11 protein-coding genes are annotated in these 14,045 nt (G+C 61.0%); 7 read left to right on the top strand and 4 right to left on the bottom strand.

The features are described from left to right. The first annotated feature begins 157 nt into the window (after positions 1-157). Both RL_RS23800 and RL_RS23795 read left to right on the top strand, forming a co-directional pair. Complete coding sequence (locus RL_RS23800) at positions 158-1,339, top strand: acetyl-CoA C-acetyltransferase (protein WP_011653970.1); 1,182 nt, start codon at positions 158-160, stop codon at positions 1,337-1,339. Between the two features lie 71 nt (positions 1,340-1,410). Further along, positions 1,411-2,136 carry a beta-ketoacyl-ACP reductase gene (locus RL_RS23795; protein WP_011653969.1) on the top strand — a complete coding sequence of 242 codons (726 nt, stop codon included), beginning with the start codon at positions 1,411-1,413 and terminating at the stop codon, positions 2,134-2,136. A 592-nt stretch (positions 2,137-2,728) separates the two neighbouring features. Here the strand turns inward: RL_RS23795 and RL_RS23790 are convergent. Together RL_RS23790 and RL_RS37115 are read right to left on the bottom strand one after the other, a co-directional pair. Further along, positions 2,729-2,989 carry a YMGG-like glycine zipper-containing protein gene (locus RL_RS23790; RefSeq protein ID WP_011653968.1) on the bottom strand — a complete coding sequence of 87 codons (261 nt, stop codon included), beginning with the start codon at positions 2,987-2,989 and terminating at the stop codon, positions 2,729-2,731. Between the two features lie 27 nt (positions 2,990-3,016). Then, a complete protein-coding gene (locus RL_RS37115) occupies positions 3,017-3,172 on the bottom strand; it encodes a DUF3309 family protein (protein WP_007632343.1) in 156 nt (51 codons plus the stop codon). Between the two features lie 811 nt (positions 3,173-3,983). Between RL_RS37115 and RL_RS23785 the strand changes: the two genes are divergently transcribed. The 5 genes from RL_RS23785 (at position 3,984) to RL_RS23765 (ending at position 10,404) form a co-directional block, all read left to right on the top strand. Beyond that, positions 3,984-7,256, top strand: coding sequence for a helicase-related protein (locus RL_RS23785; RefSeq protein ID WP_011653967.1), 3,273 nt, complete (start codon positions 3,984-3,986; stop codon positions 7,254-7,256). 2 nt (positions 7,257-7,258) lie between these two features. Continuing rightward, on the top strand, positions 7,259-7,663 hold the full coding sequence (locus tag RL_RS23780; protein WP_011653966.1) for an RNA-binding S4 domain-containing protein: 405 nt from the start codon (positions 7,259-7,261) through the stop codon (positions 7,661-7,663). Positions 7,664-7,857: 194 nt separating this feature from the next. Further along, the gene (gene fdxA, locus RL_RS23775; protein WP_003543777.1) at positions 7,858-8,196 is read left to right on the top strand and encodes a ferredoxin FdxA; all 339 of its coding nucleotides are present in this window, start codon (positions 7,858-7,860) and stop codon (positions 8,194-8,196) included. A gap of 393 nt (positions 8,197-8,589) precedes the next feature. Continuing rightward, complete coding sequence (locus tag RL_RS23770) at positions 8,590-9,162, top strand: CarD family transcriptional regulator (protein ID WP_003543775.1); 573 nt, start codon at positions 8,590-8,592, stop codon at positions 9,160-9,162. 378 nt (positions 9,163-9,540) lie between these two features. After that, positions 9,541-10,404, top strand: a complete 864-nt coding sequence (locus tag RL_RS23765; RefSeq protein WP_012759432.1) for an RNA polymerase factor sigma-32 — start codon at positions 9,541-9,543, stop codon at positions 10,402-10,404. Between the two features lie 112 nt (positions 10,405-10,516). Here the strand turns inward: RL_RS23765 and RL_RS23760 are convergent, their stop codons facing one another. Continuing rightward, a complete protein-coding gene (locus RL_RS23760; RefSeq protein WP_028742650.1) occupies positions 10,517-12,061 on the bottom strand; it encodes a M48 family metalloprotease in 1,545 nt (514 codons plus the stop codon). Between the two features lie 391 nt (positions 12,062-12,452). Further along, the gene (locus tag RL_RS23755; protein WP_011653963.1) at positions 12,453-13,991 is read right to left on the bottom strand and encodes an MDR family MFS transporter; all 1,539 of its coding nucleotides are present in this window, start codon (positions 13,989-13,991) and stop codon (positions 12,453-12,455) included. Positions 13,992-14,045: the final 54 nt, after the last annotated feature.

Here is a 14,045-nt window from a genome sequence, read left to right as displayed (position 1 = left end):
TCTTTGTGCGATGCGGCAAACCTTTAACAGAGCAGATGAATCGGGCTTTGAAGAGCTTTACCTAAAAATGACGGCGGCCGGTCTTCGCGTTTGACTTGTGCTCCAAGCTTTGCCAGTTTCCACTTATGTAAGTGAGACGAAAACGAGGAGCGTCCCCATGAGCAATCCATCCATCGTCATCGCCAGTGCAGGGCGAACAGCAGTCGGCGCCTTCAACGGTGCTTTCGCGACGGTCCTCGCGCATGAGCTCGGGGCGGCTGTCATCAAGGGCGCGCTCGAGCGCGCCGGCGTCGATGCCGGCGAGGTGGATGAGGTGATCCTCGGCCAGGTGCTTGCCGCCGGCGAGGGTCAGAACCCGGCCCGCCAGGCGGCGATGAAGGCCGGCATTCCGCAGGAAGCAACGGCCTGGGGCGTTAACCAGCTTTGCGGCTCGGGCTTGCGCGCCGTCGCGCTCGGCATGCAGCAGATCGCCACAGGCGATGCCAAGATCATCGTTGCCGGCGGCCAGGAATCCATGTCGATGGCCCCGCATGCCGCGCATCTGCGCGGCGGCGTCAAGATGGGCGACATGAAGATGATCGACACGATGATCAAGGACGGCTTGACCGACGCCTTCCACGGCTACCACATGGGCATCACCGCCGAGAATGTCGCGCGCCAGTGGCAGCTTTCGCGCGACGACCAGGATCAGTTCGCGGTCAGCTCGCAGAACAAGGCCGAGGCGGCCCAGAAGGCCGGCCGCTTTACCGACGAGATCATCCCTTATGTCATCAAGACACGTAAGGGCGACGTTACGGTCGACGCCGACGAATATATCCGTCACGGCGCGACGATAGAGGCGATGGGGAAGCTGCGCCCGGCCTTCGACAAGGACGGCACGGTCACGGCCGCGAACGCTTCCGGCCTCAACGACGGTGCCGCTGTGGCGGTGCTGATGAGCGAAGCTGAGGCAGTCCGGCGCGGCATCCAGCCGCTCGCCCGCATCGTTTCCTGGGCAACGGCGGGTGTCGATCCGCAGATCATGGGCACCGGACCGATCCCGGCTTCGCGCAAGGCGCTCGAGAAGGCCGGCTGGTCGGTCAACGATCTCGATCTTGTCGAAGCCAACGAGGCTTTCGCGGCGCAAGCCTGCGCCGTCACCAAGGATCTCGGATGGGATCCGTCGATCGTCAACGTCAACGGCGGGGCGATCGCGATCGGCCATCCGATCGGCGCCTCCGGCGCGCGCGTTCTCAACACGCTGCTGTTCGAATTGAAGCGCCGCGGCGCGAAGAAGGGTCTTGCCACGCTTTGCATCGGCGGTGGCATGGGTGTGGCCATGTGCTTTGAAGCGCTTTAAATAGCATACGATCCATGTTTGATTGAAGATCCCGCCGAGCGGCGGGGCAAAAAACAAAAGGGGAGCGGAACATGAGCAGAGTGGCTTTGGTCACCGGGGGTACGCGCGGCATCGGCGCGGCAATATCCATGGCACTGAAAAATGCCGGATACAGGGTCGCCGCCAGCTATGCCGGCAACGACGAGAAGGCCAAAGCCTTCCACGACGTTACCGGCGTTCCGGTGTTCAAATGGGATGTTTCGGATTACCTCGCCTGCGGCGAGGGAATTGCCAGGGTCGAAGGCGAGATCGGCCCAGTCGAAATCCTCGTCAACAATGCCGGCATTACCCGCGACGCGATGTTCCACAAGATGACGCAGCAGCAGTGGCACGAGGTGATCAATACCAACCTCACGGGGCTGTTCAACATGACGCATCAGGTCTGGACCGGCATGCGTGACCGCAACTTCGGCCGTATCGTCAATATCTCGTCGATCAATGGGCAGAAGGGCCAAATGGGCCAGGTGAACTATTCGGCGGCCAAGGCGGGCGATCTCGGCTTCACCAAGGCGCTGGCCCAGGAAGGGGCGAACAAGAACATTACCGTCAACGCTATTTGCCCCGGTTACATCGGAACGGAAATGGTGCTTGCCGTGCCGGAGAAGGTGCTGAACGAACGCATCATTCCGCAGATCCCCGTCGGCCGTCTAGGCGAACCGGAAGAGATCGCGCGCTGTGTCACCTTCCTAGTCTCCGACGACGCAGGCTTCATCACCGGTTCGACGCTGACGGCCAATGGCGGACAGTTCTTCGCCTAGGCATTTCTGTCTTCGAGTCGACAGTAGAGACTAAAGCGCGTCGCGATCTTTAGGATTCGCTCGTCGCGCTTTAGGTCTTTGTTTTTACGCATGTCGTTGTCGCAAAACCGCTGCACACTTTTGCGCGACATGCTTTAGATTCAAAGCGATAGCGCGTCCGACAGGACGCGCTATCGCTGTTTTTGGACGTATCTCGTTATGCCGGTTCGTGGCCGGAGTAGTGGTGCGTTTTCGGGAAGATCAAGAGCGGCGGTCTGTGTTCGGATGTCGCTGTGGCCGAACTCTGGCCGGCACTTTGCGCAGCGAAAGCTCATTGGTGGTGAGGGCTGATATTGCGGTTGTCAGGAAAGCCGACGCGATGAGAACGGCGACGAGGGAATTCAGAAAAATCTGGATCATGGAAGCGTTCCTTTTACGGTGCGCCGGGCGGCTCTGCCTGCTCTTTGCGCTCGTGAAGGAAATATGTGCCTGCCCGTTGGGCGGCGCTAGATTTGACTTTCGCAACCGATTGTCAACGTCTCGTTGACGGATGGGGCAGGCCAAAAGAAAACGGGCGCCGAAGCGCCCGTGGGAGTCCGATATGCTTTGCCGATCAGTAGCGGCAACGGGCCTCGTAGCGGCGGCCGTAGCGGTCGCGATAGACGCAGTAGCCGCGTCGTTCGACCGACTGGCCGATGAGAGCGCCGGTCAGGCCGCCGGCAACGGCGCCCACGGCGGCACCACCCCAGCTGTTGGTGACGACACCGCCGATAACCGCGCCGGTGCCGGCGCCGATCGCCGTACCTTGCTCGGTCGCTGTGCAGGATGCCAAGGCGCCGACGAGGGCACCAATAAGAACAATCTTCTTCATCATGTCGTAACTCCCCAGGTTAGTTGGCCTTTAGACGCGGCCCATTAGTACAAGGATAATGATAATCACGAGAACTAGCCCCAAACCGCCAGAAGGTCCATAGCCCCAGCCACGGCTATAACCCCAATTCGGCAAGGCTCCGATCAAGAGCAGAATGAGGATAACAAGTAGTATCGTGCCAAGCATGGTGTGTTTCCTTCATTTCATCCGCAATTTGGATGGACGAGAAACACACATTGGCGATTTTTGTTCCCGGTTCAGCGTTGGAAATGTGACGGAGCCTGATTCACGGTCTAAGTTCCGTCATTTTCGGAAATTTGCCGCTATGGTTAAAAAGACATGTAAATACAATATGTTGAGGTGAACAAAGCGGGAAAATCGCGATGTCGCCGATTCGTCAGCGATTCGTTCCGTTTTTGATCGGCGTGCCACAATTGGCCGTCCCGCCTTAACGCCGTCTGAATCCGGCTCCCAAAAAGATTAATGTTGGTGCGGCGGAGCGGGACGAAGGGCTCTGCCGCCGATCCGCATCTCGTGCCTGGGCCTGTTAGCGCTACCAGATTTGGCCGTGAACGAAAGGCGAAAACGATAGAGTGAGCGATTCGTCTCCGATTCGTTCAGGCTTTGGTCGAGAGGTTAATTTCGGGCGGATTTTTGGCGGTTCAAAATCGGTGCGGGAATCGTCACCCACAATAACAAAAATGCGAACAGGAGAGAGTCTCGCGATTCAGCATCTAGTGGGAAAAAGTGATTCAAAATCAACACTTAGCCGTGAACAAAAGCTGAATCAGCGTGAGTCATCGATTCGTCGCTGATTCGTTCTCACGCTGTTCCGAATCGGAAATTCGGGCGTTCCGGGCGACTCGCAAAGGTCGTAATCGCCGGTGCATTTTGAAATCTGCCCTTGCGTTTGCGGCGGCAGCTGTCCATGTGTTGTCCAGCTCCATCGAGGAGCCGAGATTTTCCTGGGGCCACCCCGCCTCATTTGCATGGACCCATGACTCTGACTTCGCAGCCGATGATTCTGAGTGGGCGCGGTGTGACCGCGGTGCTCGGACCGACCAATACCGGCAAGACCCATTATGCCATCGAGCGCATGGTCGCGCACGGGACGGGCGTGATCGGCCTGCCGCTCCGGTTGCTGGCGCGCGAGGTCTATACGCGGGTGGTCGAGAAGGTTGGCGCGCACAACGTGGCGCTGGTGACCGGCGAGGAAAAGATTTCGCCGCCCAATGCGCGTTTTTCTGTCTGCACGGTCGAGGCGATGCCGCGCGAGACCAAGGCCGCCTTCGTCGCGATCGACGAGGTGCAGCTCGCCGGCGATCTTGAGCGCGGCCATATCTTCACCGACCGCATCCTGCATCTTCGCGGCCGCGAGGAAACGCTGCTGCTCGGCGCGGCGACGATGCGGCCGATCCTGCAGCAGCTCCTGCCCGGCATCACTATCGTCGAGCGGCCGCGGCTTTCGCATCTTTTCTATGCCGGGCAGAAGAAGATCACCCGGCTGCCGCAGCGCTCGGCCATCGTCGCCTTCTCCGCCGACGAGGTCTATGCTATCGCCGAGCTCATCCGCCGGCAGCGCGGCGGCGCGGCGGTCGTGCTCGGCGCGCTCAGCCCGCGCACCCGCAATGCGCAGGTGGCGCTTTATCAAGCGGGCGACGTCGAATATCTGGTGGCGACCGATGCGATCGGCATGGGCCTCAACCTCGATGTCGATCACGTCGCCTTTGCCCAGGACCGGAAATTCGACGGTTACCAGTTCCGCAATCTCAATCCGGGCGAACTCGGCCAGGTCGCCGGGCGCGCCGGGCGGCATGTGCGGGACGGGACCTTCGGCGTCACCGGCCAAGTCTCGCCCTTCGACGACGAGCTGGTGCAGCGCATCGAAGGACACGAGTTCGACAATGTCAAGGTTTTGCAGTGGCGGACGACGGAGATGGACTTCTCCTCCATCGCGTCGCTGCGCGCCAGCCTCGAGGCGGGTCCGCGCGTGCCGGGGCTGACGCGGGCGCTGCCTGCAGTCGACCAGCAGGCGCTGGAACAGCTTTCGCGTTATCCCGAGGTCATCGATCTCGCCGACAGGCCGGCGCGCGTCGAAAAACTTTGGGAGGCTTGCGCGCTTCCCGACTATCGGCGTATCACCCCAGCACAACATGCCGATCTTATCTCGACCCTCTTTTCCGATCTCGTCCGCTATGGCACGGTGAATGAGCAGTTTCTTGCGGAGCAGGTTCATCGCTCCGATCGAACAGATGGCGAAATTGACACGCTTTCGGCGCGAATCGCGCAGATAAGGACCTGGACCTACGTTTCGAATCGGCCCGGTTGGCTTGCCGATCCGACACACTGGCAGGAAAAGACGCGGGAAATCGAAGATCGATTGTCCGACGCGTTACATGAAAGGTTGACGAAACGCTTTGTTGATCGCAGGACATCTGTGCTCATGAAGCGCCTGAGAGAGAATGCGATGCTGGAAGCTGAAATCAGTGTGAATGGCGATGTCTTCGTTGAAGGACATCATGTAGGGCAGTTGAGCGGATTCCGTTTCACGCCGGTGGCGGGAACGGACGGACCGGATGCCAAGGCGGTTCAGGCCGCGTCGCAGAAGGCGCTCGGGCTCGAGTTCGAAGCCCGCGCGGCCCGGATGCATGCTGCCGGCAACAGCGATCTGGTGATCGGTTCGGATGGGTTGATCCGTTGGCTGGGCGACCCGGTGGCGCGGCTTTCGGGCAGCGATCACATCATGCGTCCGCGCGTGATCCTGCTCGCCGACGAACAACTGACGGGCAATGCCCGTGATCACGTCGCCGCCCGCATCGAGCGCTTCGTCAATCATCATATCAGCACGGTGCTGAAGCCGCTCGACGACCTGTCGCGCGCCGAGGACCTGCAGGGTCTTGCCAAGGGGCTTGCCTTCCAGCTCGTCGAGAATCTCGGAGTGCTGTTCCGCCGCGACGTGACCGAGGAGGTGAAGTCGCTGGACCAGGAGGCCCGTGCCTCCATGCGCCGCTACGGCGTGCGTTTCGGCGCCTATCATATCTTCGTTCCCGCACTTCTAAAGCCGGCGCCGGCCGAACTCATCACGCTGCTCTGGGCGCTGAAGAACGACGGTCTCGACAAGCCGGGCTACGGCGATCTCATTCCGGTGCTTGCCGCCGGCCGCACCTCCGTGGTCACCGATCCGAGCTATGAGCGGATGTTCTACAAGCTCGCTGGCTTCCGTTTCCTTGGCAAGCGTGCCGTGCGCATCGACATCCTGGAACGGCTTGCCGATATCATCCGTCCGCTGCTGCAGTGGAAGCCCGGTCAGAACAACCGTCCGGAGGGCGCCTATGACGGCCGCCGCTTCACGACGACGACGGCGATGCTGTCGATCCTCGGGGCGACGCTCGAGGACATGGAAGAAATCCTCAAGGGTCTCGGCTATCGCGCCGATGCCGTGAAGGCGGAAGAAGCATCAGTCCATCTTGCGGCGCAGGATGCGGCCTCCGTGCCTGCCGCCAGCCCGCAAACGTCTGCGGAAGAGACAGCCGAGAAGGCCGATCACGACGATGCCGATGGCGCCGCGGAAGAGACTGCTGCCGAGCCATCCGCAATCGAGGCGGCTTCGGCGGTCGCCGACGCGCCCGTGACGGAAGCGGTCGAAACTCCCGCTCCGGCCGAACCGATCGAGACATCCGCTCCTGCGGAAGCCTCAGCTGCCGAAGAAACCTCCGCTCCTGCGGAAGCGGTATCGGCTTCTGAGGAAGCAGGATCTGCTCCTGGGGAAGCCGGCGAGCCGACGGAACCGAAGCCGGTTCTTCTGTGGCGTCTTGGCGGCCGCAACGACAATCAGCGCCAGGCGCGCGGCGGGCATGGCGAACGCCGTGGCGGCCAGGGCCAGGAGCGCGGTCAAAACCAGGAGCGCGGCGACCGCAATCGCCGGCCGGGCGGCGGTGAAGGCGGCGAGGGCAATCGCGGCGGCGACGGCCGCGACAACAATCGCCAGAATCGCGGCAAGGAAGGCGGCGGTCGCGATGGCGGCCGGCCGCAGCAGGCAAGAGGCGACCGCAACAACCAACCACGGGGCGACCAGCCGCGCGGCGACCGACAGGACCGTGGCGATCGCAAGGATCGCGGCGAGCGTAACGATCGCAACGACCGCAACAACAATCGTGGCGGCTCGCAGCCGTTGCGCTTCGAGGCCAAGCCGCCGCGCAAGGAGAAGCCGATCGATCCGGATTCGCCTTTCGCCAAGCTCGCAGCTCTCAAGGAGCAGATGAAGAAGTAGTCATGAGCGGGGAGACACAGCCGACAAGCGGTTCGCGCCAGCGCATCGACAAGTGGCTGTTCTTCGCGCGCATGGCGAAGTCACGCTCGGTGGCGCAGAGCCATATCCAATCGGGCCATGTGCGCATCAACGGAGAGCGTTGCAGCTATCCGAGCCAGATGGTCAAGCCGGGCGACCGTATCGAGCTGACGCTGGAGCGGCGCGATGTCGTTCTCGTCGTGCGCCTTGCCGGCGAGCGGCGGGGTCCTTACGAGGAGGCGCGGCTGCTCTACGACGACCAATCCCCGCCGCCTGATGAGGCAAAACGTCTCACGCCCTACGAGCAGGCGATCCGGGCGACCGGCACCGGCCGTCCGACCAAAAAGGAAAGACGTGCAATTGACAGGCTGATGTCGGACGAGGATTAGAAAACTCTGTCTGCGGCGACGGCTTTTGCAGATCGTTTATCCTTGAAATCCGGCGATAAAGCCGATAGGTCACTGACAACCTGCCGGAAGCGTGCTTGCCTCCCAAGCCTGCTCACGCTTTTCCTCCGGCACGGGGATAGGCGCGACGTTCCAGGTTGCCCGGCCCCATCCGCATGGATATCCTGGAGTTCTTCATGACCTATGTCGTGACCGACAATTGCATCAAGTGCAAATATACTGATTGCGTGGAAGTCTGCCCTGTCGACTGCTTCTATGAGGGCGAGAATTTCCTCGTCATCCATCCCGACGAATGCATCGATTGCGGCGTCTGCGAACCTGAATGTCCCGCCGAGGCGATCAAGCCCGATACCGAGCCGGGCCTCGACAAATGGCTGAAAATCAATACCGAATATGCCACGATCTGGCCGAATATCACGGTCAAGAAGGATCCGTTGCCCGAGGCCAAGGACATGGATGGCGAGACCGGAAAATTCGAAAAGTATTTTTCGGAGAAGCCCGGTTCCGGCGATTGAGACAGCGCCCACATTCGGCCCCGGGATTCGGGCGACCGCAGGGCAAAACGTTTTAAAAGCTGCGTGAGGCATATGGGTGACATGTGTTGCCCGCATGACTCAAGCGAAGCAAATTATTGATTTCCTCATATTTTTATGATAGGTTTCGTCTACTGTTCCATTTGTGGCATAACGCATGCCCAAAACCATCACGAAAGCAAAACAAATCCGTACACGGTTTCCGTGACATATCAACGCTTTGAGCGCCGGGTCCCAAGATCGTGCGCAAGAAGTCTTTGCTTTTGCCCGATGGGACCAGAGTGAAGTCACCCGACGGATACTACCGTCTCACCCGGGCCTGACTGACCCGGCTCCGGCCGCCGCCGGAAGCGTAACAGGGAGTTTTTGAATAGAATGACGACTCAGCAGAAAAAACCTTCTACAGCACGTCACGGCTTCAAGACCGGTGAATCGATCGTCTACCCCGCCCATGGCGTCGGTACCATCACCGCTATCGAAGAGCAAGAAGTTGCCGGCATGAAGCTCGAACTTTTCGTTATCGATTTCGAGAAGGACAAGATGCGTCTGAAGGTTCCGGTCGCGAAGGCGATGAGCATTGGTATGCGCAAGCTTTCGGAAACGGATTTCGTCGAGCGTGCTTTGAAGGTCGTGCAGGGCAAGGCGCGCGTCAAGCGCACCATGTGGTCCCGCCGCGCCCAGGAATATGATGCCAAGATCAATTCCGGCGACCTGATTTCCATCGCTGAAGTCGTGCGCGATCTCTACCGTGCCGAGAATCAGCCTGAACAGTCCTATTCCGAGCGCCAGCTTTATGAGGCTGCGCTCGACCGCATGGCGCGCGAAATCGCCGCGGTCAACAAGATGTCGGAAACCGAAGCCGTCCGCCTCGTCGAGACCAATCTCAACAAGGGTCCGAAGCGCGGCAAGGCCATCGAAGAAGATGATTCACAGGACGAAGCCGCATAAAGCGACCCTGTTTTTTCTGTCAAAAAACCCGGCCTTCGAGCCGGGTTTTTTTATTGGAACTTTTTCCCGACTGCCGCGTTTATCACACGTAATTGCGGACTGCTCGTCGGGCAATGGCCTCACGGGCGAACTGCTATTCCGTCAATGTTCGATGAGGAGCGGATCATGCCTTTTCTATATTGCCCATTCGGCAAGGTGAAGAAACAGATCCTGCCCAGCCGTCTTACCGGCACATGATGAGAAATAGGGCCTCCCCCTGAAAAGTCCAGGGGCGAGGCTTTTATGCATTCAGAACCCCATTCAATCCGGACAGCGATGTTCCGGAAGATGAGTTTTATTGTTCATTTCAGGGCGAGAGGCCTGTTTCGGGAGATCGAAATGAAGAACATGTCTGCAGATCGGCGCATGATCAAAATCGCGATGGCCGCGCCTTACCTCGCCCGTCAGGAAGAGCACGATCTCGCCACTCGTTGGAAGGATCATGACGACCGCGGCGCGCGCAATCAGATCGCCATGGCCCATATGCGCCTCGTGATATCCATGGCCGGCAAGTTCCGCAATTTCGGCTTGCCGATGAGCGATCTGGTGCAGGAGGGCTATGTCGGTCTGCTCGAAGCCGCCGCCCGCTTCGAGCCGGAGCGCGACGTGCGCTTTTCCACCTATGCAAGCTGGTGGATCAGGGCGTCGATCCAGGATTATATCCTGCGCAACTGGTCGATCGTGCGCGGTGGCACGAGTTCGGCGCAAAAAGCGCTGTTCTTCAATCTGCGCCGTCTGCGCGCCAAGCTCGCCAAGGGTGACACGCAGCTGACGCTGCAATCCATTCACCAGGAAATCGCCGCGGCCCTCGGCGTCAGCCTCTCGGATGTGCAGACGATGGATGCCAGGCTTTCCGGCAATGACGCCTCGCTGCAGGCGCCTTCGGTCTCCGGCGATGCCGAGAGCGCGGAGAAGATGGACTTCCTCGTCAGCGACGATCCCCTGCCGGACGAGCAGGTGTCCAACATGATCGACGGCGAGCGCCGCCGCGTCTGGCTCGCCTCGGCGCTGAAACATCTCAACGAACGCGAGATGAAGATCATCAGCGCCCGGCGACTGGCGGAAGATGGCGCCACGCTCGAAGAGCTCGGTGCCGATCTCGGCATTTCCAAGGAGCGCGTGCGTCAGATCGAAAGCCGGGCGATGGAGAAGCTTCGCAGCGCGCTCGTCAGCGCCGATCCGCATATGGCGGCCTACGCCTGAACCGAAAGCGCGTCGCGCTTTCGGTCATTGTCGCAAAACCGCCGCACAGTTTTGCGCGAGATGTTTATCCCCTCCAGCAGCACAGACTGGCCCGGCGCAAGCCGGGCCTTTTTTATTCGGCGATGATCTTGACGCGATCGCCTGTTGCAACGGCTGCACCCGTGGGCAGGGCGTTGATGAGCTTGAAGAGATCGAGCTTGCGGTCTGTGCCCATCATGCGGGCGGCGAGTGTCGAGATGTTCTCGCCCGGCCGGACGGTGACGACACGGATGCGCAGCGGCTTCAGCGAGGCGGCCTCTGCCGGCGTCATGCGCCGGAAACTCGCGCGCAGCACATTGGCCGTTGGCTCGAGGGCGCCGCTACCTTTCGGCACGGCGGTCAGGAAACGGAAGATCTGCGAATTGTTGCGGATCACGGTCACATCGAAATCCCAGCGGTCGGCGCTGGCGCGCGCGGTGGCTGCTTCCATGCCGTTGATGGTGATCGGCTGGATGGTCGACGGGTCGAGGCCGGTCACCCAGCCGCTGGAGATATAGTTGGTGAGGCTCTGGTTCTGATTGTCGGCGACGCCGTCGAAGCGGACGGCAATGTCGTTCGGGCCGGTGGCCATCACCGCTTCGACCTTGTTGTCGATGTGGAAATCCGGCGGCACGTCGAAGCGGATGCCGAGACCGCCATGCAGGAAGGTCTGCCCGCGCACATAGCCTTCCTCTGGGCTGTCGCCGTAGAGCAGTCCGTCTATGCCGTCGAGATAATAATTGCGACCCTTGTCGCCGACCGAGCCTTCCTGGCCGAAGGCGCGGGCGTGGGTGCGGGCAAGTTCTATGCGCTGGGCCGAATTCGGATGGCTCGACAGGAAGTCGAGGCTCTGGTCGGCTTCGGGATCAACAGACATGAAGCGACTGTAAGCGGCCATCGAATCGAGGAACCGGGCGGCGGCATAGGGGTCGTAGCCGGCTTCGCCGAGCATGCGCACGCCGATAACGTCGGCCTGCAGCTCCTGCTGGCGGGAGAAGGCGGCGAGCCGCAGCTTGCCGCGGGCAAGCGCCTGCTTGCCGGCGATGTCGCTGGAGAGGACCTCGGCGACGACGCGGCTGGCGATGACCTCAGCCTCTTCGCGCTTCTGCCGCTCGATGCCGTGGTTTGCCGTCACGTGGCCCATTTCGTGCGACAGCACGGCAGCGACTTCCGAGGCGTCGTTGGCAAGGGCGAGCAGGCCGCGGGTGACGTAGAGATAACCGCCCGGCAGCGCGAAGGCGTTGATCGCCGGCGAATTCAGGATGGTGATGCGGTAGGACTGGCTCGGATTTTCCGACACCGCCGTCAGCGCGCCGGCGATGCGGGCGACGAGGCGCTCGGTTTTGGCGTCCTTGTATTCGCCGCCGTAGCTGGCCACGATGCGCGGATGCTCACGGGCGCCCATCGCCGCGCGCGGGTCGTTCTTCTGCACCTCGTCGACGATCTGCGGATTGGAAGAAGGCGAAACACTGGGCTGATAGGATTGGTCGATCAGCGATTGACAGCCATTCAGCGCCATTGCGAGGGCCGAAAGCAGCAGCATGCGACGCGCGAAGCGCCGCGGCGCGGAGATGGCATCACTGGAAAGCGCGGGCGATTTCCACGTCGTCAAGCTGTCCAGTCTGATTCTCCGCATCATGTCGCTGTTTTGCCGGTTTGCCGCAGATTCGGACCGACCGTGGCAAGGGGAACTCAACAGGTGCGCACCCCTGATCTCGCGCTACACAATCGGCCGATACAAGTCGTTGCTGTAGCTGATTTACGCATCGGTTGCATAGCGAGACTCTGTTTAAATGTGGCGCCGTTGCATTTTAGCAAGCCTCAGGCATTAAGGCTTCCTTTCGCTCGGATGAAATTATGGCGAAAGTTCCGTCACAAAGCCGAGATTCGTCGACGGCGCGGAAAAAGAACGGCCCGATTGAGGCAACCGGCTCGGTAGCGACAGTCCTGCGAGAAAATTGCAACCCTTGATACCGGCATCGAGAGGGAACGCCTCCTGATGAAGCATTCTCTCGCAGGTAACGATTCGACTATTCGGCGGCTTCCGCCGTCGCCGGTTGCGGCTTCGTCGTTTCGCCGGCGCGGGGCAGTTGCACGGGTTTCAGCATAATGGCGGCGGCAAGGCCGATCAGCGCAATGGCGCAGGAAGTCATGAAGAGCGGCGAGAAAGCGGCGGCATAGATATCGGCGACGGCTTGGCGGCTCGCTTCGGGAAGGGCGGCCATCATTTTCGGCGTCAGCTGCTTGATATCGGCGACGCCGGGAATGGAGACGCCGACCTTGCCGAGCTCAGAGGCGATGATGGCGCCGTAGATGGAAATGGCGATCGAGGCGCCGCCCATGCGCGACAGCGTCACCGAGCCGGTGGCGGCGCCGACGTCGCGGGCGGGTGCTGCATTCTGTACGCCGATGACGGGAACCTGCTGGGCAAGGCCGATGCCGATGCCGTGCAGCATCATGACCGCGCCGATGAAGGCGATCGGCGTTCCGGCGTGGATCTGCGACATCAGCGCAAAGGCGATGGCGCTGCAGGTGAGGCTTGCGATGGCGAAGGGCTTATAGCGCCCCGTCTTCGAGATGATGCGGCCTGCGGAAAGCGACCCGCAGACGAGGCCGCCGGTCAGAAGGATGAAGAGCAGGCCGGCGGCAGACGGCGAAAGGCCGGTCGTGGTCTGCAGGAAGAGAGCGAGATAATTGACCATGCCGATGGCGATGGCGCCGCCCATGATCGAGATCACCAGGAGCAGGCTGAAGGTCGAATTGCGAAACAGCTGCAGGGGAACGATCGGTTCGGGCGCGCGGCGCTCGACGAACACCCAGGTGACGGCGCAGACGACGCCGAAGACGACGATGCCGATGCTCTCAGGTGAAATCAATGCACCGAACAGTTCGCTGCTGTCGGTGGCAAGCACGATGCTTGTCGTCGTCATGGCAAGCAGAAGCGCACCGGCATAATCGATCTTGGGGCGGCGATGCGGTTTGCGGTACGGCAGCATGAAGGCAAGGCCGGCGAGCACGATGAAGCCGATCGGCACGTTGACGAGGAAGATCGAGCGCCAGCCGAAGAGATCGCTCATCGTGCCGCCGAGCACCGGGCCGATCGCGCCCGATGCCATCAGCACCAGGCTGGAATAGCTTTGGTAGCGCGCCCGCTCGCGTGGCTCGAACAGGTCGGCGTTGACGGCGAAGATCGACACCATGATGCCGCCGCCGCCAAGGCCCTGCAGCACGCGGGCGGCGATCAGCGTGTCCATCGAGACCGCCAGGCCGCAGACTGTCGATCCGACAGTGAAGATCATGATCGCGGTCATCATCACGTATTTGCGGCCGAACAGATCGCCGAGCTTGCCGTAGACCGGCATGACGGCGCTCAGCGACAGGAGATAGGCCGAGCCGATCCAGCCGAAGCGCTCGAGATGGCCGAATTCGCCGACGATCGTCGGTAGAGCCGTGGAGACGATCTGATTATCGAGCGTCGCCATGAACATGGCCGTCATCAGGAAGAAGAAGAGGATAAGCCGGCGACGAGGATCCGTCACGAGCGGCGCAGGCGCGAGTTGCATGTCCATGGGATGCTTCGTTCCGGGTTGATGCACTTTTATGTGCTAACAGCATATAATTGT

Source organism: Rhizobium johnstonii 3841 (assembly GCF_000009265.1).
GTDB classification, from domain to species: Bacteria; Pseudomonadota; Alphaproteobacteria; order Rhizobiales; family Rhizobiaceae; genus Rhizobium; species Rhizobium acaciae.
This window is presented reverse-complemented; position numbering and strand designations above follow the sequence as displayed.